The 21,154-nt window shown below is 38.1% G+C and carries 19 protein-coding genes and 1 pseudogene; 16 read left to right on the forward strand and 4 right to left on the reverse strand.

What is annotated here, in order from left to right; all coding sequences use genetic code 11:
• The first annotated feature begins 609 nt into the window (after nt 1–609).
• Complete coding sequence (locus HCG49_RS17145; protein ID WP_168470743.1) at nt 610–897, forward strand: helix-turn-helix domain-containing protein; 288 nt, start codon at nt 610–612, stop codon at nt 895–897.
• 127 nt (nt 898–1,024) lie between these two features.
• On the opposite strand, the gene HCG49_RS17150 is transcribed toward HCG49_RS17145, so the two are convergent.
• Nucleotides 1,025–1,687 carry an N-acetylmuramoyl-L-alanine amidase gene (locus tag HCG49_RS17150; protein ID WP_168470744.1) on the reverse strand — a complete coding sequence of 221 codons (663 nt, stop codon included), beginning with the start codon at nt 1,685–1,687 and terminating at the stop codon, nt 1,025–1,027.
• Nucleotides 1,688–1,890: 203 nt separating this feature from the next.
• Between HCG49_RS17150 and HCG49_RS17155 the strand changes: the two genes are divergently transcribed.
• From HCG49_RS17155 to HCG49_RS17225, 15 genes are all read left to right on the forward strand, one after another.
• A complete protein-coding gene (locus HCG49_RS17155) occupies nt 1,891–2,178 on the forward strand; it encodes a hypothetical protein (RefSeq protein ID WP_072766043.1) in 288 nt (95 codons plus the stop codon).
• Nucleotides 2,179–2,522: 344 nt separating this feature from the next.
• Nucleotides 2,523–4,925 carry a TraG family conjugative transposon ATPase gene (locus HCG49_RS17160; RefSeq protein WP_168470745.1) on the forward strand — a complete coding sequence of 801 codons (2,403 nt, stop codon included), beginning with the start codon at nt 2,523–2,525 and terminating at the stop codon, nt 4,923–4,925.
• Nucleotides 4,926–4,961: 36 nt separating this feature from the next.
• The gene (locus tag HCG49_RS17165; protein WP_168470746.1) at nt 4,962–5,543 is read left to right on the forward strand and encodes a conjugal transfer protein; all 582 of its coding nucleotides are present in this window, start codon (nt 4,962–4,964) and stop codon (nt 5,541–5,543) included.
• Complete coding sequence (locus tag HCG49_RS17170; protein ID WP_168470747.1) at nt 5,543–6,385, forward strand: hypothetical protein; 843 nt, start codon at nt 5,543–5,545, stop codon at nt 6,383–6,385. The genes HCG49_RS17165 and HCG49_RS17170 overlap by 1 nt, the downstream gene beginning before the upstream one ends.
• 83 nt (nt 6,386–6,468) lie before the next feature.
• Complete coding sequence (locus HCG49_RS17175; protein ID WP_168470748.1) at nt 6,469–7,083, forward strand: conjugal transfer protein TraK; 615 nt, start codon at nt 6,469–6,471, stop codon at nt 7,081–7,083.
• The gene (gene traM, locus HCG49_RS17180) at nt 7,073–7,996 is read left to right on the forward strand and encodes a conjugative transposon protein TraM (RefSeq protein WP_168470749.1); all 924 of its coding nucleotides are present in this window, start codon (nt 7,073–7,075) and stop codon (nt 7,994–7,996) included. The genes HCG49_RS17175 and traM overlap by 11 nt, the downstream gene beginning before the upstream one ends.
• A 21-nt stretch (nt 7,997–8,017) precedes the next feature.
• On the forward strand, nt 8,018–8,842 hold the full coding sequence (locus tag HCG49_RS17185; protein ID WP_168470750.1) for a DUF4138 domain-containing protein: 825 nt from the start codon (nt 8,018–8,020) through the stop codon (nt 8,840–8,842).
• A gap of 488 nt (nt 8,843–9,330) precedes the next feature.
• Complete coding sequence (locus HCG49_RS17190) at nt 9,331–9,726, forward strand: hypothetical protein (RefSeq protein WP_240938727.1); 396 nt, start codon at nt 9,331–9,333, stop codon at nt 9,724–9,726.
• A gap of 117 nt (nt 9,727–9,843) precedes the next feature.
• Nucleotides 9,844–14,259 (forward strand): CusA/CzcA family heavy metal efflux RND transporter, encoded by a 4,416-nt coding sequence (locus HCG49_RS17195; protein WP_168470751.1) that lies wholly within the window; start codon nt 9,844–9,846, stop codon nt 14,257–14,259.
• A gap of 16 nt (nt 14,260–14,275) precedes the next feature.
• Nucleotides 14,276–15,535 (forward strand): efflux RND transporter periplasmic adaptor subunit, encoded by a 1,260-nt coding sequence (locus HCG49_RS17200; protein ID WP_168470752.1) that lies wholly within the window; start codon nt 14,276–14,278, stop codon nt 15,533–15,535.
• 115 nt (nt 15,536–15,650) lie between these two features.
• A complete protein-coding gene (locus HCG49_RS17205; RefSeq protein ID WP_168470753.1) occupies nt 15,651–15,989 on the forward strand; it encodes a P-II family nitrogen regulator in 339 nt (112 codons plus the stop codon).
• Between the two features lie 4 nt (nt 15,990–15,993).
• Nucleotides 15,994–16,410, forward strand: coding sequence for a Fur family transcriptional regulator (locus HCG49_RS17210; RefSeq protein WP_072765462.1), 417 nt, complete (start codon nt 15,994–15,996; stop codon nt 16,408–16,410).
• 52 nt (nt 16,411–16,462) lie between these two features.
• Nucleotides 16,463–16,819: a DUF3703 domain-containing protein gene (locus tag HCG49_RS17215; protein WP_168470754.1), complete on the forward strand. Its 357-nt coding sequence runs from the start codon at nt 16,463–16,465 to the stop codon at nt 16,817–16,819.
• Nucleotide 16,820: 1 nt separating this feature from the next.
• Complete coding sequence (locus tag HCG49_RS17220) at nt 16,821–18,779, forward strand: heavy metal translocating P-type ATPase (RefSeq protein ID WP_168470755.1); 1,959 nt, start codon at nt 16,821–16,823, stop codon at nt 18,777–18,779.
• Nucleotides 18,780–19,265: 486 nt separating this feature from the next.
• Entirely contained in the window at nt 19,266–19,691 is a 426-nt protein-coding gene (locus HCG49_RS17225) for a lipocalin family protein (RefSeq protein ID WP_084668515.1), read from the forward strand.
• Nucleotides 19,692–20,170: 479 nt separating this feature from the next.
• Here the strand turns inward: HCG49_RS17225 and HCG49_RS17230 are convergent, their stop codons facing one another.
• The 3 genes and pseudogenes from HCG49_RS17230 to HCG49_RS17240 all read right to left on the reverse strand — a co-directional run bounded on the left by HCG49_RS17230 (nt 20,171) and on the right by HCG49_RS17240 (nt 21,128).
• A complete protein-coding gene (locus tag HCG49_RS17230; protein WP_143150525.1) occupies nt 20,171–20,491 on the reverse strand; it encodes a hypothetical protein in 321 nt (106 codons plus the stop codon).
• A 128-nt stretch (nt 20,492–20,619) separates the two neighbouring features.
• Nucleotides 20,620–20,879: pseudogene (locus tag HCG49_RS17235) on the reverse strand (Txe/YoeB family addiction module toxin).
• A complete protein-coding gene (locus HCG49_RS17240; protein WP_072765465.1) occupies nt 20,880–21,128 on the reverse strand; it encodes a type II toxin-antitoxin system Phd/YefM family antitoxin in 249 nt (82 codons plus the stop codon). It abuts the pseudogene before it with no gap.
• Between the last annotated feature and the right edge of the window lie 26 nt (nt 21,129–21,154).

Here is a 21,154-nt window from a genome sequence, read left to right on the forward strand (position 1 = left end):
TGAACTGTTTAAGGAAATCATCATCAAATAGATCTTCTTTTTTCATAAAGTGCAAAAAATTAAAATTAAACAAAAAAATAACGGGGGCCGGCCCCCGTTATTTTTTTGTTTACACACTTTATGAGATAGTCCCTTTAAAATAACAGGGGTTGGACTTTTATCTAAAGTCTGACTCTTTTTTCATAGATCGTCAGGAACTGATTTAGGATGATTCCCCTGTTACAATATCAATCATAAAATAGATCCAGTTTAAATTTAAAATCACCTATTGACAATTGCTGACTTGGAATCTGCGTTTTTTTCTTTCTTTTTTCTGAATTTAATTTTTCTAATTGTTAATAACTATGAATTCTTGGGCTAAACCGGTATTTTTCTATAATTAAATCTACCGTTATTTGATATCTCATAATTTCAAATAAATTTTGGATCATTATTCTTGATACCATTTGACTACATTTAACACAAACAACTCATTATTAGATATTTGTGAACAACTTGTAATAATAAATTTCGCTTTAAAGCATCCATTTCCTTACTTTTATTTTAACAAACCTATAAAAGGTAAACAAAAGCGCTTTTGTTCATTTCTTAATCTTAAAAGAGAAACAAATGGACACTATTTTAATTTTTGATCGCTTAGATCGTTTGGAAAAACTGTTAACCGCCCATAAAGAGGTGTTAACTTTTGAGGAAACCTGTGACTACACCGGAATATCGAGAAGCTATCTTTACAAACTGACTTCCTCCAGGGCTATCCCCCACTCCAAGCCCAACGGAAAAATGATATTCTTTGAAAAGAAGAAACTAAACAGTTGGCTACTCCAAAATAGCCGAAAATCCAAGGCCGATATTGAGAACGAGGCGCTGAGACACACCCTAAAAAAAAGACGGCCATGATAGTCGGCGACCATCGGGGTCAACCCTACAAGGTAGAGGATGCCAGGAAAAAGACGATCTACGATTATACCATTGAATACTTGGAAGAAAAGTATGATATAATGTACAATGAAATATCCCTCCGAACCTATCTGGGGCTAAAGTACTTACCAACAACCTCTATCAAAGATTGAAGTATAGCTATTGCGTACCCTGAAATACTCGATTTCTTCATGCTATGTATAGCTTCTTCTGAATTGGACAAAAATCCAAGTTCCAAAAGAACAGCTGGGCATGTAAATTGGGTATCCCTGAGAACTTGAAAATTGGCATACTTCCTACCCCTGATTTTAAAGCCCAAGGAGTTGTCGAACTCCAATAAAATTGTTCTCGCCAAGTTTTCCGATTGTAATAGATGCTTCGTATCCATTTTAATGTGGGGATGCTGTATAAAAACTTCAATACCTTGTGCCTTTTTCCTTGGTGCCTGGTTACAATGGATAGATACAAAAAGGTTTGCCCGTAAAGCTTTTGCTAATTTGGCCCGATGGCCTAACGAAATTAAGGTGTCAGAATACCTAGTTAAATATATATTCAGTTGATTGCCATATAGCTCCTTGTTCAAGCGTAGAACTTCCTTCCCTACTGCAAGGACAACATCCTTTTCCCTTATCCCATTCACCCCTACCGCCCCAGAATCTACTCCCCCATGTCCAAGGTCCAAGATTATTATTGGAGCCTTTTTTTCTTGTCCCATAGCAAAGCTCAAACCAAGGAATAATCCAAAACAAATCGTCAAAAATCGCTTCATAACTCAGTGATTATTTAATGCGTGTTGCACAATATTCATCGATTTCCTCAATTCACTTCCAATACATTAATTTTTAACACTTTAGAATGTTAAAATTTATTCTATTCCCATCATTCTTGCCAATCCTTTAGAAATTCAATAAACAATAATCCATAAGTCGTCCTTCCCCCTACTATCGGGACGGCTTCAAAAACCACATCGTCATGAAAAAAATTTGTAAATCACTTGTACTGTCGCTTTTGGCAACGGCACCGTCTTTTGCTCAGATTGGGGGCATAGAAGATTCTGTAAACGATGTTTCCGATACCATCAGGACCATCTTTCCAATTATCCTTGGAGTCATTTTCCTTATAGGGTTTTTGTTTAACGCCGGGCATTTCTTTGGAGAAAATGCAGATTTAAAAAAGGGTATTACCCGAGTATTGGTCTTTGTTCTTATTGCAGGCGCAGTTGTTGGCATCTTTAGCTACTTAATAGGAATCGTAGTCTAAGAAATTTTGATTACTACCGAGATGTCTAAAGCCAATTGCATTTGGACCATAAAAAACAACTAAACACTTAGGGATGAAAAAATTTGAGGTATACAGGCACATTAGAAAAAGAGCGCTGATCTTCGGGCTGCCTATATCCTTTTTTGCCCTACAGATACTATTCATTGTTGGTTCATTAATGGTTGTCATTTTCTCCTTCAGCCTCACTATAATCCTAAGTTTATGCGCTCTCAATACAATCCTTTATATAGCCTTGACCAGGATTACAAATACCCCACTACCCTTCCTATTTAAGAGTCTATTTCCTAAAATCATCAGTAATAAAAAATCAACATCCCTTACCTATGGAAAAGATTGAACTATTTGCCTGCCATCCCATTGTGGACATCCAATCTAATATTGTTTTTGCCAACAATGGCAATGTGGTGCTTTGTTATGAGGGAATATTGCCAGAAATCTATTCCCTTTCCGAAAAGGATTTTGAGGACATCCATGGAATCTGGTTTCAGGCCTTAAAATCATTGCCCACAGGAACGGTTATCCATAAACAGGACATTTATACTAAAAGAATATACTCCTCTGAAAAGTTGCCAAAAACTACCTTTTTAGAAAAAGCTACTCATCAACATTTCAAAGGCCGTGAGTATATGGAACACCGCTGCCTGCTATTCTTCATCCTTACCAAAAACAAAACGCTGAACAATCCAAAATATGTAAACCCTTTTCGAAAGGCCACAAAAGAAATCCATATCGAAGCGGATAACCAGATCATAGGCTTTAAAGCTTCTGTAAACGATGCAGTTTCCTTTCTCAACAATAGCCGTAAATTGATGTTTACACCATTGGATTCCAACGATGTCTTAAAGGTGACCGATAATTACTTCAATGGTTTCAATGTGGGTTTAGATACCGACATCCTTTTAGAAAAATCAAAGGTTAGTATCGGGGAGAACTACTTTGATGTATTGGCTGTCAATAGCGAGCTATGTTTTGGGGATAGTGTCCAAAGCAGTAAGACCAACGCACAGTTTACCTCGGACGATTTTGTATTCCATCAGGGATTTATAGATGGCATAGGTCTTACCCTGAAAGAAAACCATATCGTAAATCAGATCATTTATCTAGATGACAAACATAAATGGCGGAAAATTCTAGATAAAAAAATCGAGGAACTGAGCAAAAGCTCAAATTTTGGTTCCCAAAACAAAGTAACTCTTGCCAAGGTCCAGGATATCCTACAGCGGATCAATAATGATGACAGTTCTCGAATTATCAGGGGACATTTAAATATTATCTACTGGGATCGAGATAAAAAACAATTGGAAAAAATAGGTTCAAAAATAAGGACTGAATTTAAGGAGCTCGATATTACCCCTTACTACCCTAGAGGCGAGGAACGTAAAAATTATATTCTAAACAGTTATTTCTGCTTTTCCTCCAATTTTTCCAACCAAGACCTTTACGTGACCGACCTGAAGCATGCCTTATGCCTCACCATTAATAACAGTAACTACAAATCTGATCGTACTGGTATTATTTTCAATGACAGGGTCCACAATATCCCCGTCATAAAGGATGTCTGGGATGAAAAGAAAAAGCGTATCAAGGCCCGTAACTTTGCCATTTTCGCCCCAACCGGTGAAGGCAAGTCTTTTCTGGCCAATAATATACTTCGTCAATATTTTGAAAGCGGGGTGCGCCTGGTCATTATCGACCTTGGCGGATCCTACACCAAATTTGCACGGTTATATCCTGGGCAATATACCGTACTGAGGTATGAAAACGGTAAAAGTTTGGGCATCAACCCTTTTTATATTAATTCTCAAGAAGACCTGAGTCCAGAACGCTTAGAAGACCTTGCTGTATTCCTTTTCGAACTTTTAGCTTCATACCAAAAGGCCAGTAAAGAACAGTCCGTGTCCATTAAAAAAATACTTCGGCACTACTATCAAAATGTGGATAATGAGCATTCCTTGGACAGCTTTTACCATTTTATAGAACTGCACCAAAACACACTATTAACCAAACTTAAAATACAAGCAGAATATTTCAACATACCTGCCTTTCTGCACATCATGTCCGAATATGTAGGGAATGGACTCTACAGTTTTCTATTCGAGGTCAGTGAGGACCAAACCTATAAAATTGAGGACAAAAGATTGATTGTTTTTGAATTGGATGAAGTACGGGATAAAAAGGAAATCCTCTCGGTGATGTTGAAGCTTATAAAATCTGCCATCCAACGCACCATTTGGAAAAATCGTGCAGAAAAAGGTATTATTCTTTTCGATGAGTTTGCCAAACAGCTGAAGTTTGACAATGTCCTTGAGAGTGTGGAATTCTACTATCAAGCGATCCGAAAACAGAACGGGTCCATAGGGATCATCCTTCAATCTATTAATCAATTGCCGGATAATGCTACCTCGGCAAGCATATTAGAAAATACCCAGGTCATCTATAGTTTAAATAATGAAAAAGGATACCAGGAATTAAAAAACCGATTAAACCTGTCCTCCCATGACTTGAACCAGTTAAAATCTATAAGAAACAATCTCATGGGTTCCCGAAAGTACACCGAGATGTTCATCAAGATCGGAAAGGAAAGCAACATTTTCAGGTTGGAAGTGCCAAAAGAAGTTTATGCTGCTTTTTTAACCGATGGCGCTGAAAACGAATCCATCATGGCGCTATACCAAGAACATAAAGACATGGAAAAAGCCATAAAACTTTTTACGCAAGAGTCTTAGTCCGAATTAATTAATAACAATTTAAACTAGTTTAAAATGAAACATAAAATCGAGAAACTCATTTTATTCGCCGTCTTGTTCCTACTGGTACATGTGAATTCTAGCGCACAGGGCCTTCCTGTTTATGACAATACCAATTTTATCTCATTTGCAAAATCTTTGTTGGAATCGGGAAAGCAGACCTCACAATTATTAAAGACCGTAAAATTTCTACAACAACAGAAAGAGAACGTGGATAAGGTCAATAATGTTATCAAACAACTAAGGGCTGTAAAAGAACTAGCGATCAGCCATCAACGTCTGTTCGATATAGTTCAGGTTGATCTAAGGGACATTTTTCAATCAACCTATATACAACCTGATGAAGTCATCCGGATTTCAGATTCATTCAATGACATATTAGAAAACTCTTTATCGGGAATGGAATATATCGAAGAAGTGTTATCCAGTGACAATCTTAGGATGACCGATGCTGAACGCGCATCAATCCTTAAGAAAAAAGAACTTGAAACCAAAGAAATGGTAGCGGAGATAGAGGCCAAGACACGACGATACCGAGAAATCATCGCTTTTAGGGAGATGCAGGACAAGATGAACAATAGAGAAACCAAATACTAATGTCGTATACTGTTTTAGCAATAGGGCTCGAATATGTGGATACTGTTTTTCAAATGATAAAAAACAGTGAATTCTCGCAATATACTATTACGGGAATGAAGACTTTAGCTTTGCTATTTTTTCTCATCAATATCCTAAAAAAATACAATGAAGGGGTTGCGAACAAAGACGGTTATACTTGGGGACTGACCCCTACTGAACTTGCTAAGAATTTTACCGTTGTGATTTTGGTCATTTTTTCCACACAGGTATTAGGAGTGTTCGACAACATTTTGGTGGCCATTGAGGCCCAATATAGGGACACGGCTCCGGCACTCCTCCCGTTACAGTTGCAGGATATCGACATTGAACAGGATGTGGGTGCTTTGGTAGCCGCCAAAAAAGCCATGGCGCTTTTATATGAGTCCTTAGCGACTCCCTTATACGTATTAAGGTTCGTGTCCTTCATCCTTGGGTTGTTCCTATGGCTATTGGATCTTTTTATTTATCCGCTGTTTTTGGCAGAACGATTTTTTCTATTGGGCATTATGCAGGCCTTTTTCCCATTGGTTATCAGCTTGGCCGTTTTTGAAAAGTTTAGGTCATTGGCCTACAACTTTTTTAAACTCTATGCAGGAGTCTATATGTTGGTGCCGGCCTTTTTCTTGGTAAATGTTTTTATAAATAATCTCTATACGGAAGTGAACACCAATTTCTGGTCGAGCTTGTTCGGTCCGGATTGGGGAACTCGCTATTATGCACCAATGGTACAATTGGCATCGATTGGGTTTATCGTACTCCTTAAGTTCAAATTATACCGCAGGGCTATCTCTTTTACATTTAGACTTTTTATCGGAGGCTAGATCCTTCTACAGGAAAACATCACTGATAAGCAGGTAGGTTAAAATAAATATGGTTGCAGATAATTATCAAAAAAAACGAACAGATGAAAACACCTTATAAAAACATTTATAGTCTCCTGAACCAAAACCGATTTATTGTATGGTCTCTGGTTATTGGTTCTACTGTAACCTGTATCGTTGCCATTTTATCTGTTGTAAAACTGCACCGGGAAACTCTTAATAATGTACTTATGGTCAATACCGACGGAAGTGTAATTCCCTTAAAATTAGTTTCACAAAAAGAAAACTTAGCGGTGGAATCATTATCGCATTTAGACCTGTTCCATACCTATTTCTACAACATAGATGCGAGCAATTATAAAAAGAATTTGGAAAAGGCCTTGTGGCTTGGAAACAGCTCTGTAGATGGACTGTACAGACAAAAGAAATTCGACGGAGTCTATAACAGGCTATTGCAATACTCGTTGGTCCAGAAGGTCCTCAAAGTCCATTCCGAAATAAATCTATCAAAAGAGCCTTATCCTTTTAAAACCGTTACCAGATTTGAGATTAATAGGGGGACCGTCGTGGACACCTATGAATTAGTAACTACGGGGAATATGATCCATGTAGACCGCAACTTCCCAAAAAACACACACGGTCTTTTGATCACGAACTTTTTTGAGAAGTCCTTAAAAAAATTGAACCATGAGAATTGAGAAAAACAAAATTGTCTTTAGCTCTGTATTGCTGATCATTTTACTGTTCATATTTGGTTATGCGCTCTTAATCATGGAAAACGGGAATACTGATAATGAATCATTGGAAGATACCGAGGTACCGAAATTGGAACAGCAACAAAAAGAGTATAATACCAAATTGGAAGCTATCGATAACATCCAGGAAGAACAAGTACAAAACGCACCTAGTGTATATGATGACAAGTTATTGGATGCCACAGGCGTATATGATCCCAATTTCTTGGATAAGGATAAGCAACGTATAGTAGACAGCATTTACAACCAGGGCCGGATCAATTATTCAGAAAGTAGCTACCGATATTCGGATCCTCCTAAAGAACCACTATTGAAGGCTATTCCTCCTATTCCCCAGGAAAAGGAAGTTCAAGAACCCATTACTGCAAAAGAATTGGCCTTAGAGCATCAGCTATTTTTTGCCTCTGCCCCACAATCGGCCCCTTTATCCTTCTCACTTCAAGTTCCGGATGTTTTTGTGGAAGTAGATGGTGACCAAGTGGTGAAGGCCAACAGCCGATTGCGGATGAGATTACTTAATAAAATAACATTGGGAACAATGACAATTCCGAAAAACACCTTAATCTATGGGGTTATCAGTTTTCAACCGAACCGTACTAATATAAAAATCGATAATATCAACCATCAACCTGTAAAATTAAGAGCCTTTGACCTACAGGATGGATTGGAGGGAATTTATGTAGAAAATAGTTTCCGTGGTGAAGTAACGAACGAAGTGACAGGTGATTTATTGAATGACATCAATATTGCCGGTGTTCCTCAATTAAGCGGAATCAAAAAGGTGTTCCAGCGCAATAACAGAAACGTAAAAGTGGCTGTAACCAATAAATACAAGCTTATTCTAAAAGCCAATTAACGCTCATTAAATCTATTAAACATGAAAAACTCAATAGCCTTGATCAGTTTTCTTTGTGTTCTGGCATTTGCAGAAGCACAAAACAGCCATGTCACTGACACTATTTTGGCCAGTGATAAAAAAGTCGTTTCCTTGTTCTTCCCAAACCCTATTCGCCAAGGAATCACAGGTTCCCCAAAGTACGCCTTTAGTTTCAACCGAGATAAAGAACAGTCCTTTGGATTGCTACAGGCCACCCCTGGAGAAGAAAGCAATCTGTTGGTGGTTACTTCCGACGGCAAAGTGTATTCCTATTTGTTACACTATTCCCAAGAACTTGACAAGCTTAGTTATTTTATTGCCGCCTCCGAAAGTATCGGAAATGAAAAATCTGGTAGTGCCCATAAACACAAACCAAAAAAAGTTCTGGTATCCCACAAAACTTTACAGGATACTATTAAAACCACGGACTATTCCAAACTCAGCTCCCAATTACTCAAAAACCCTTTACCCTTTAACCAATTAAAAAACAAGAAAGGGATTTCTATCCGCATGACCAAAAGCTTCTATTATGACCATGAGGTCTTTATCCTTTTCGAAATAGCCAATAACTCTTCTATTGATTTTGAAATTAACAGCTTAAATCTCTTTAAGGTAACAGGAAACAAAAGACGAAAGGCTTCCTATCAAGAACTACTCCTCTCCCCTGTCTACCTATTTAAAATACCACGAGTAGTTTTAAAAGGCCAAAAAGTCCAATTTATTTGTGTATACCCAAAATTTACTTTGGGTACCAATGAAAAACTTATTGTAAAACTGGATGAGTTGAATGGCTCTAGGGATGTGGTTTGGAGGTTGAGACTTTAATAGAAGATTACGGTAGTTGATGCTACTATAATAGCCCCATATCTATTAATACTCCTCAAAATGACACTAATTTTCGATCAAAATAATATCATTCTCCCCCAATTCGCCAGTTCCATATACAGTTCCCTGCCCTATTTTGCTAGGCTCTTTTCCTGGTAATCTTCATTATGGAACAGGGTTTTAAAATCACTTTCTTTGGAGTGAAGATTGTATTCCTAAGTCGAGTACTTAAAGGGAAAGCCTAGATTTACATCTCGGCTGTTGTATTTCAGGTACAACAATAAATAAATATTCTTAGAGGGTATTACTTGTACTTTATGATTTGGTACAGGATACTAGATTACAGTAAACTGAGTTTAACCGACTAAATTATATCTTGTAAATATTTTTACATGAGTTCTCAACAGCCACGGTCGTTTTATGGGACTAAGATATTCCTCCTTTTGCAATACAGTTGCACTCATTAATCCGTAAATTTGTCAAACTTTATGAAAATATTCTTTTCCATATCAATGTCATTTTTATTCTTTTTTCAGGGAATTAGCATTGATATGGACTTTTGTGGCCCAATTAAAGAAATTTCAAGCATTATTACCCATTATCAAGACCATAAAGTTTATGGAGACTCTTTCCTTGAATATGTAGTTGAAGATTACATTGACAATGATGCAAAAAATGAAGGGCATCATAATAACCCAGATAAGGAGAATACACCAGTCCATTCCCATCATCAATGTTGTCACCCTTTAGTATTAATTATTGCGAACAACAATTCGGCTTTAACCAATCGACTAAAGTTTGAAGAGAAAAAACAGTTTAACTTACATAAAGTAAACTTCACTTCCAGATATCTGGAATCGCTTTTCCAACCCCCTAAAGTATAATTCAGTTTTTTTAGGATAGCTATATCCTACCGTGATGCTTTTAAAAGTAAGTATCGCATCATAAACGCATTGCATCTCTTTGCATTGCGATGTTTAAACTGAATTAATACATTTTCTATGATTAATAAAATCATTTCATTTTCCATTAATAATAAATTTATTATTGGGCTATTTATAGTGGCACTTGTAGGTACGGGCATTTGGTCTATGGCCACTATAAATTTGGGTTCTGTACCCGATATTACCAACAACCAAGTACAGGTTATAACCGTTGCCCCAAATTTGGGCACTGAAGATATTGAGCAATTTGTAACCTATCCCGTAGAGTTAGCAATGGCAAACCTTCCTGACGTTATCGAGCTGCGTTCCGTATCTCGTTTTGGGCTGTCTGTGGTTACCATTGTCTTTAAGGACGAGGCAGGTACTTATCTTCCCCGGCAATTAGTGCAGGAGAAATTAACGGAAGTTGCTGGCGAAATCCCCGAAGGCTTCGGCACACCATTTATGGCACCAATAACTACGGGTCTGGGCGAAATCTACCAATACACCCTAAAAGTAAAAGAAGGCTACGAAGATAAATACGATGCTATGGAGCTTCGTACCATACAGGATTGGATTGTAAAACGACAAATGGCATTAGTCCCAGGAGTTGTCGAGGTCAATGCTTTTGGAGGCTATGTGAAACAATATGAAGTTGCCATAAATCCTGATAAACTAAAAAGTTTTGGCATTACAATGAATCAGGTTTTTGAAGCCCTTAAAGTGAACAATGCCAATACTGGTGGTGCTTATATTGAAAAAAACCATCAGGCCAATTTTATCCGTGGCGAAGGTTTGGCGCGTAGCATTGAAGATTTGGAAAACACAGTTGTAACCACACAAAACGGAAGCCCTGTTTTAGTGCGGGATGTCGCTGAAAAAGTGGGCTATGGGAATCAGGTGCGATATGGTGCATTTACCCAAGATGGCCACGAATCTGTTGGTGGACAAATACTGATGCTGAAAGGCGAAAGTCCAAGTATCGTTATAGAAAATGTTGAAAAGCGTATAACCGAAATCCAAAAATCTTTACCTGAAGGCGTTTATATCGATACCTTTTTAAGTAGAAGTGAACTTATTGAGGCAACCACAAGTACCGTTAAAACAAATCTAATAGAAGGTGCCCTTATTGTCATATTTGTTTTGGTCTTGCTTTTAGGAAGCTTCCGTGGTGGCTTGATAGCAGCGTCGATAATCCCTTTATGCCTATTATTTGCATTTATTTTGATGAAACAATTTGGCATTTGGGCAAATTTAATGTCCTTGGGTGCGATCGATTTTGGGATTATTGTAGATGGTGCGGTGATTATCGTGGAAGGAGCGGTTTTCCACATTCATCAACGGATGAAAAAATCCACAACCGCTATTATCCAAGCTGAAATGGATGAAATCGTCTATGACTCTTCAAGTAAAATGATGAATTCTGCCTTCTTCGGTCAACTAATTGTTCTTATAGTTTTTACACCTATTCTGTTTTTGACCGGTGTGGAAGGGAAAATGTTCCGGCCAATGGCATTTACCTTCGGATTTGCAGTTTTAGGAGCGATTATACTTTGTCTTACCTATGTCCCAATGATGTCATCATTATTTTTAAAACCTGCTAAAAATCAAAATAGTTGGTTTGCCAAATTTGAAAACAAGATGGATAGGTTCAGTGATAAAATTATGGGGGTTCTGAATCGTATCTATCTGCCTATATTAAATTTTGCACTTCGCTTTCGGGCAGGTGTGGTTATAGGCGCGGTTGCCTTGCTTTTGATTGCAGGATTTGTATTTAGCAATATGGGAGCAGAATTTGTCCCTAAATTTGATGAAGGCGATATTGCATTTCAAGCATTGATAAAACCAGGGAGCAGTCTTACAGAATCCATTGAGGCTTCAAAAAAACTTCAGAATTTAATCAATGAATTTCCAGAAGTAACAACGGTAGTTTCAAGGATTGGTGTGGCCGAAATACCTACAGACCCAATGCCTATGGATATTGCGGATAGTTACATTATTCTTGAAAAGGACAAGAGTAAATGGACATCCGCAGATAGTAAAGAAGAACTCATAGAAAAGATTCAAGAAAAAATTTCAGTAGTTCCCGGCGTAAATTTTGTGTTTACACAACCTGTAGAACTTCGTTTTAATGAATTGCTTACAGGTGTCCGTGAAGACGTGGCCATCAAATTGTACGGAGAAGATTTGGACGTTTTGGCAGACAAGATACAGGAAATCGCGGCAGTAATTAGGACCGTTCCCGGAGCGGCTGACATTAATGTGGAGGCTACAAGTGGTTTACCACAAATGACGGTGGTATATAACCGTGCGAAAATGGCACAATATGGTGTAACCGTTGACAAGCTGAATGATTATGTGAGTGCATCGTTTTCAGGAGAAGCCGCAGGTGTGATTTTTGAGGGCGAAAAACGCTTTGATGTGGTCATTCGTTTGGCGGAGGACTTTAGACAAGACATAAACAGTCTTAAAAACCTTTATATCGATTTACCAAGTGGTGCTCAAGTGCCTTTAAAGGAAGTTGCAGATATCAGTTACAAACCCGGACCGATGCAGATTTCAAGGGATAATACCTCGCGTCGCATTTCGGTAGGGGTCAATGTTCGTATGCGTGATGTAAAATCGATGGTTGAGGAAATTCAGCAAAAACTGGAAACGGAAGTAAAACTGCCACCAGGTTATTTTGTAACCTACGGAGGTTCGTTCGAAAACTTGCAACGTGCATCAGAACGATTGACGATTGTAGTGCCAATCGTTCTAATCACAATATTTGTTCTGCTTTATTTTGCTTTGAATTCATTTTCACAGGCCTTAATGATCTATATGGCGGTTCCTTTGGCAGCCATTGGCGGGGTTTTCGTTTTGTTGATTCGTGGAATGCCTTTCAGTATTTCGGCTGGAGTCGGGTTTATCGTTCTCTTTGGAGTTGCGGTATTGAACGGACTCATACTCATAAACAAATTCAATGAACTAAAAGACAGTGGAATGGCAGATTTAAAAAAGCGTATATACGAAGCTACGCACGAACGTTTACGTCCAATTTTATTAACAGCCATTACAACAATTATGGGCTTTATCCCAATGGCGATTTCTACCTCTGGTGGTGCAGAAGTACAGCGGCCTTTGGCGACAGTAGTCATTGGAGGAATGCTTACGGCAACATTTCTGACCTTGGTGGTTATTCCTATTCTTTATTATTGGCTTGAATCGAGAAAGGAACGAAACAATAACGATGGAGGTGTAAGCTATGTCAACAAATCAACGAACATTGTAACCGTATTGTTGATGGTTGGCGGTTTGATGGCTTCTGGAACCGCGGTGGCCCAAGATATCAATCAAGATGGAACAATTCCAAAAACCTTGACTGTAGATGAGGCCATTGCTATGGCAAAACAGAATTATCCATCACTTAAGGAAAGTCAGGCATTTATTGAACGGGAAAAGGCACTAAAGGGAACGAGTTTTGACCTTGGTAGCACACAAGTTTTCACGGGCAAAGAAGAATATGGCAATAATCTTCCTGGAGTGCAGACAACAGTTGGCGTGCAACAGGGCAATATTGACTTCCTTTCCGGATTTTCGAAATCCAAGTTTTACAAAGAGCGCATTGCCTTGGGAGAAAAGTTTTATGTGGCCAGTGAACAACAATTGGTGCGCAATGTGATGCAAGCCTATGACCTAATTAATTACTACAAGGCACAGTTGCGTTTTGCAGACCAATTGGACAGTATTTATGCCAATTTTAAGTCCGCTGCCCAACTTCGGTATGACACGGGAGAAACAGGCAAGTTGGAATTTATTTCAGCCTCTTCCGAGTTTCAACAGATTCAGGTCTTAAGACAACAAGCTTTTGATGATATTGAAATTGCCAAACGTGCTTTAAAACAATATTTGGGAACTGATGAAACCATCGAAACAGTTGATGGTTTTTACGAGCCATTGGATTTTATAGCAACGTTGGATTCAACTTCGGTAGCAAATAACCCAATGTTGCAATATGCCTTGCAAAATGCTGAAGTAAGTAAAGCAAATGTGGGCGTTGAAAAATCGCAATTCCTACCGAAATTCAGTTTATCGTTTGGCAGGCAGGTTGTGGATGATGTTTCAGGCTTTAATACCTATCAGGCAGGTATTAGTATTCCGTTATGGTTTTTTCCACAGAAGTCGAGAGTCAAGGCAGCCAAGGCAGATGCAATGGTAGCAGAGAATCAATATTTGGAGCAAAAAGCGGTTACCGAGAGCAAGGTTTCCCAATTGTTAAAATCATTGGAAAAAACAAAAAAAATCCTTGCATACTATGAAGAAGGCGCATTGCTTTTGGCGGAAGAACAAATAACAACCGCAGAACTGGCATCAAAAGAGGGCGAAATAGATTACGTCAATTACATCACGATTCTCAACAGTGCCATCCGCATTAAACAGACCCATTTACAATACATCAATCAGTATAACCAGCAAACCATTGATATGCAATATCAATTGGGCAATTTATAACCTTAAAAAAAGAGAAATGAAAAATATACTATTAGTAAGTACCGTATTATTTACACTTATGTTTATGAGTTGTAACGATGGCCAAAAATCTGAATTTGGGCATAACGAAGCTGAAGGCGTATCAAAAACCGAGGCTGGGGGCGAAGATACACACGGAGAAGAAGGCCACGATGAAGGAGAAGAAGAAGGTGGTCACAGCGAGGAAGAAGGCGTCGTCGAACTTACAAAGCAACAGGCTGAAACCATCGGTTTGGAAACGAAGCCTCTGGAGGAACGGAATTTAGGGAACAACATTAAGGTAACAGGTATGCTGGAACTTTTCCCACAGGATAAGGCGAACATCAGTCCGTTTGTTGGTGGAAATGTGAGTTCCATAAAAGTAATACCTGGAGATAACGTAAGCAAAGGACAGGTGTTGGCATATATAGAACACCCAGATATCATTGCAATGCAACAGGAATATCAGGAAAAAAATGATGAACTGGTCTTTTTGAAACAGGATTTTGAGCGCAAGCAGACCCTTTATGATAAAGGTGTTTCTTCTGGAAAGGAATTTCAGATGGCGCAGTCAAAATTTCGTTCCACAACATCCAGCGTCAATGGTTTGCGGTCCCAATTGAGACTGTTGGGCATCAATCCTGACAAAGTGGCTGAAGGCCAGATATATTCCGCTGTTCCCATTACCACACCCATAAGTGGCTATGTGGATGAAGTAATGATTAGCCTTGGCGATTACGTGGCGCAACAATCCAAAATGTTCTCAATAAGCGATAATTCAAAGATTTATGTCAACTTCAAAGTATATGAGAAGGACATAAAGCAAATCAAGAAAGGGCAACAGATATATTTTTCAACAGCTTCTCGTCCAGATGAACTGCTTAAAGCAACCGTTAGGTCTGTGGGCAAAACCTTCAATACTGACCCAAAAGCTTTGGAAGTTCTGGTAGATATAGAAAACAAGGATAAAAACCTATTGCCGGGTATGTACGTGGAAGGACGCATAGTTCAGGGCGAGAAAAAAGGTTTTGCCGTACCTGAAACTGCCATTATAAAAGAAGGCGAGCAATCCTTTATTTTTATTTTGGATGAAGATAAAGAAATGAAAGCGAACAAAATGAAATTTAAAATGATACCCGTAACGGTTGGTATTACTGATTTGGGCTTTGTTGAAGTCAATCTACCTGCCGAAGTTTCAAAGGATGCCAAAGTCGTGATAAACGGAGCTTATAACCTCTCTTCGGAAATGGTTAAAGGCGAACTGGAACACGGACATTAATTCAATAATAATCAAAGATTTTGATTCCGAGTTTGTTTATCGTCTTAATTAGTTAGTTAAAAATTAGAAAACAGGCTCGGTTCAAAATCGATTAACATTTTAAAGATTCATAATTATGAAAGAAATAAAAGCATTTGTAAAACCAAACAGGATACAAAAAATTATTGAGGCCCTAACAGATAATGGGTTTAAAAGTATGACCCTTTCACAAGCAGAAGGCACTGGGGCTTTTAAGGCTAAAGGAGCAAGACCATCCTTAGATTTTTATATTACCAATAGTCCAGTAATAAAAATTGAGTTGGTATGTCAAAATGAAGAAGCCCAATCGGCAATTGATATTATTGTAACAAATGGCAATACCGAAGAACCTGCTGACGGCATTATTTATTTGTCGGATATTGAAGACGCCTTTCAGATTAAAACGGGAGATTCTTTAAAACGCTTTGATTTATAACAAAATGTCTGATTTAGAGCAAATACTGGAGAATAATAACGTAAGACCCACTGCAATGCGTTTGTTGGTCCTACAATATCTCCTAAGCAAAAAAGTAACGGTCAGTTTGATCGATATTGAAGCGAACTTTCATAATTCGGATAGGACAACATTGTACCGCACCCTAAAAACCTTTGTTGAAAATGGTGTCGCCCATCAAATAGATGATGGTACCGGTAGTACCAAATATGCTATTTGTGAAGAGAATTGCAATTGTGAAGTGGATACTGATCTACACCTGCATTTTCATTGTGCAAATTGTAATGAAACAGTTTGTTTAACAGAGCATAAAATACCACATATCAATTTGCCCGAAGGTTTTAAGGCAGAGAATGTGAATTTGGTGGTAAAGGGCATTTGCGATAAATGCAATGGACGATAAATGCACTTCCATTGCACTAACTATTAAACTATTTTCTCCAAAATTAATGGATATGAAGTTTTATATAAAAACACCTAAACATCTTAAACAGGCATATAGTAAAGAATTGGGGCACTACCGCTATTATTTAAGTAAAAAGCAGTATAGCGATGCTTGGTATCATTTAGAAAGAAGCCATATTATAGGTCAATCTTACCCAATCAAGCACACCTGTTCGCATTGGTTAATGCTAAAGTTTGGTTTAATGCAAAAAGACAACAAAGAGGTATTTGGACTAATAATAAGGTTAGTTGATGGTGGTTGGAAATCTTTTATAAATCACATCCCGCTTGGCAATACTGGAGGTGCAAATGTACCACCATTAAAAGCGATACCTATTCCAATTGATATTAAAAATTTATTCAAGTAAAATGAAAAAAAAGAAAGTCAATTTAAGGGATCTAAAACCAAATTCCAAAGAGCAACAGAGTCAGGATGGTGCTCAAGATCATAGTGCCAATTCAAGTCAAATCAAAGCCTATATTCCAGCAATCATAAGTTTTACAATGCTAATTATTGGTATTGGGTTAGACTATTTTGATGTTACCTTTTTCAAGGATTGGATTCGCATTACTTGGTATGGAATTGCTTATTTGCCAGTTGGTCTTCCAGTAGTAAAAGCAGGATGGGAAAGCATCAAAAAAGGAGATGTGTTTACTGAGTTTTTATTGATGTCCATTGCCACCTTAGGTGCATTCGCCATTGGCGAATATCCTGAAGGTGTGGCAGTAATGCTTTTTTATGCGGTTGGCGAGCTCTTCCAAAATGCCGCGGTCAATCGTGCCAAAGGCAATATAAAAGCATTGCTCGATGTACGACCCAATGAAGCTCGGGTATATCGGAATAACGACTATATTTCAGTAAGTCCGGAGACCGTTGCTATTGGCGAAAAAGTACAGGTACGCGTTGGCGAAAAAATCCCTTTGGACGGTATTTTACTATCTGAAAAAGGTTCATTTAATACTGCAGCATTAACAGGGGAAAGCAAACCCGATACGATTGTGAAGGGCGAAAAAGTATTTTCAGGAACCATCAACCTGGATGGCGTAATTGAAATCGAGACCACCAAAGAATTTAAGGATAGTTCGATTGCCCGAATTCTGGATATGGTCCAAAACGCCACCGCGCGTAAATCAAAAACCGAATTGTTTATCAGAAAGTTTGCAAGGATCTATACCCCCATCGTAGTATTCTTGGCAATTGCATTGACTATTTTGCCCTACTTTTTTGTATCCGATTATGTTTTTCGCGAATGGTTGTACAGAGCATTGATCTTCTTGGTCATTTCCTGTCCCTGTGCTCTAGTAATCTCAATCCCGTTGGGCTATTTTGGCGGTTTGGGGGCAGCTTCAAAAAATGGGATCCTTTTTAAAGGGGCGTCCTTTTTAGATGAAATGACAAGGGTAACCACCGTAGTGATGGACAAGACCGGCACCGTGACCAAAGGTGTTTTTAAAATTAAAAATGTCGTTATAAGCAGTGGGTCATTGAGCGAACCCGAAATGATGAAATACTTAATGGCTATGGAAGAACAATCCACCCATCCCATTGCCAGGGCCATTATGGAATATAAAGCCGATGGCGACAGTTTTCAAGCTTCCGAAGTAAGTGAAATAGCAGGAAAAGGATTGAAAGGAACAGTAAACGGCAAAACAGTTTTGGTCGGGAATAAGGCATTGATGACCTCAAACAATTTGGAAGTGCCAGTTGAGACCGACAACATCGTAGAGTCGATCGTAATGATTTCCATTGAAGGGAAATTGGCCGGATATGTAACCATTGCGGACGAGTTGAAGGACGATGCGCAACAGGCCATTAAGCAAATTAGAGAGTCGGGAATTTCAAAAATCATAATGCTTTCAGGGGACAAGGATCCCATTACCCAACAAGTTGCCAAAGAATTGGGCATGGATTGGGCGAAAGGTGGTCTGCTTCCGGAAGATAAATTGAACGAAGTCGAAAAATTGATGTCTGCAAAAAACAATAAGTTGGCCTTTATGGGTGATGGTATAAATGATGCGCCGGTGTTAGCTGTAAGTGATGTAGGTGTTGCAATGGGCGGATTGGGCAGCGATGTAGCTATTGAAACAGCAGACGTTATTATTCAAACGGACCAACCCAGTAAATTTGCAAAAGCTGTTAAAATTGGCCGTTCCACACGGCGCATCGTTTGGCAAAACATTGGTTTGGCATTTGGGGTGAAAGCAGTAGTTCTGATTTTGGGTGCTGGCGGTGTTGCAACAATGTGGGAGGCAGTTTTTGCGGATGTGGGAGTGGCTCTATTGGCAATTTTGAATGCTGTTAGGCTACAGAATATGAAGTGGAAATAAAAATGATGTCGCAAAATCGTAGAAATAGAAGAATAAACATGGAAAACTGCTGAAAATACCAACTCTAAAAAAAAGATAAAATAGTAGGTATTCTACCTATTGTAACGATCTTCATCGCTGTTCTTGCTACATTCTTTTTGAGGCTGTTTTTTTTATTTTTTTACCTTCTTTTCAAGTAATAAAACACTGTATAGTAAAGATTACGTAGACCCTGCTTTTTTTTAGACTTCATAAAATTCCAATGGTTTACTTCATGGGATTTTTAAACGTACTTGTCGATTCATTCCTTTAGTCGTCTTTTTTCTCCTTATAATTGTAATAATATTGGATCTAACATTTATATGCAGATGACCATATAGTCTTAGTAAAGTAGTTGCCCAAAATGCAGTTTGTGTTATTTGGATATAACTAGCCATCGTTCTATTAAGATCAATCAAAATAATTTAGCTGTTAAAACTATATAAACATTAACATCGTCACAAAACAATGAAAAATTTAGTAATCAAGACAAGGGCAATTCCAATCCTATTGCTAATTGGAATACACTTATTGGGTTCTTGTAGAAACGAAAGAAAAAATACCCCCGAAAGCGAAATCACCTTTGAAATACAAAACGAAGACAAACAGAGTTCTACTATAGATAAAGATCTTCTTGTCGGATCTTGGAAAGACTATTCTGAATTTGCATTACATTTCACGCTTTTTAAAGATGGCTCCGCTAGTTCTGACAATATGAAAACTTTACTCTATAAAACTTGGGAAGTACAAGGAAACCAAATCACCTTCACTGTTGAAAGTATTGGAAATGGTACATCCTTTATTGATGATGAAACCTACATTATTGATAAACTAACTAAAGATAGTTTGATTTTGAAAAATGGGGAATATCGATTTGAATACACCAAAGAATAAAAAAAGTAGCGCCAATAACTAAGGTTGGCCCTCCGACAAGCTAGGGTTGAGTTATCTGGTTGACAGATCCGGTTTTTTTCTATGGGGAATGTTTTGAATAGGTATAAGAATGCCTCTTTCTTACACAGTCCACAGAAAAATGAAATTCCCTGGAAAACGGACCGCCTGAAGAAGTTAAAAGAAAATCCGTATTTTTTCCTTCGAAAAAAGCAAACGCAAGTTTGAATCGAAAAGCGGAATTACTGTAAGGGTATTTCCGCTTTTTTATAGGATCTTTGTGTTAGGTTCGATCTTTTCCCCTTTGAAAACTATTCAAAAGTACCCCCAACTCACTTTTTTATATTCATTAATATTGAACCATATGCAGTTTGGAAATGCCCTGGTGGTAAACTGGCCCGGCAAAGGTCAAAAGTATTTTACGTTTTGATATTTCTCTGGGGTTTGTAATGGATTGTTTCCATTTCTAAATTTGCCAAGGTTTAGTCCTCTTGAGTGTCCTCCCATATCAAATATTCCCGGTACCATTCCCAGGCTCGGTCCAAAACCTCCATTTCGTTTTGACCAGAAGCAGCGGTATTGTTGGTCTGATAGAATAAGGTAAAATCCTCCCCGAAATAGGAATATTGCTTGCCCGTTTTATCGTCAAAAACTACATTGGTAAATTCATCCTGCGCTAGTACCTCGATAAGGGATGTTCCCTTATGGATAATAAACTGGCGCTGATCGTTAAAGCTGTCGTCCTTTATGGGGAACTCTCCGAAAATAAATTCTGGCAAGATAAGATCTTCTATTGTCATCATGGTTTTTTTAAAAATTCGAAAATAAGGGGTTTATTTCTGATAATACCCATACTTGACCAACTCTTTCACAGTGATGGGTACAATTTTTCCTAAAGCCTCCTGCGCTTGTTTAATAAGTGTCCTGGGGGTTATTTGCCATAATGATAACGACAAGCCGCTATCAATAATTGTTCATTTTCATATTTGTAGACCAATGATGTTCTGTGGTAATTCGCCAGGACCAATATCCTTGTAAATCTCCCTTCAAGGCTTCGGGTTTCCCTATCCCTTCAAAAGGTGTCCGCATACAACTTTTAATAAGTTCGTTGATTCGTTTTACTATTTTCTTACCGACTTTTTGCCAAATCAAATAATCTTCCCAAGAAGAACTAGACCAAGTTAATTTCATCTATTCGATCAAGTCTTTTTCCATTCCTTTACCTGTTTCCAGTTCTTTGATAGAATTTAATAAAACATCCCTGTTTTTCCCAGTCAAAAGATAGGTAGTCTCCTTTAATGAATTGTATTCATCCAATGAAATCAAAACAAGGTCCTTACCGTTTTTACGCTTGATAATGACATCGCTTACATCATTGATTACTTTATCGAACCAATACTTCAGGTTAGAACGAAAGTCTGAGTAATTTACCGTTTCCATACTATAAAGATAATTAATGTACATAA

It is taken from the genome of Arenibacter sp. 6A1 (genome assembly GCF_012272855.1).
Taxonomy (GTDB): Bacteria; Bacteroidota; Bacteroidia; order Flavobacteriales; family Flavobacteriaceae; genus Arenibacter.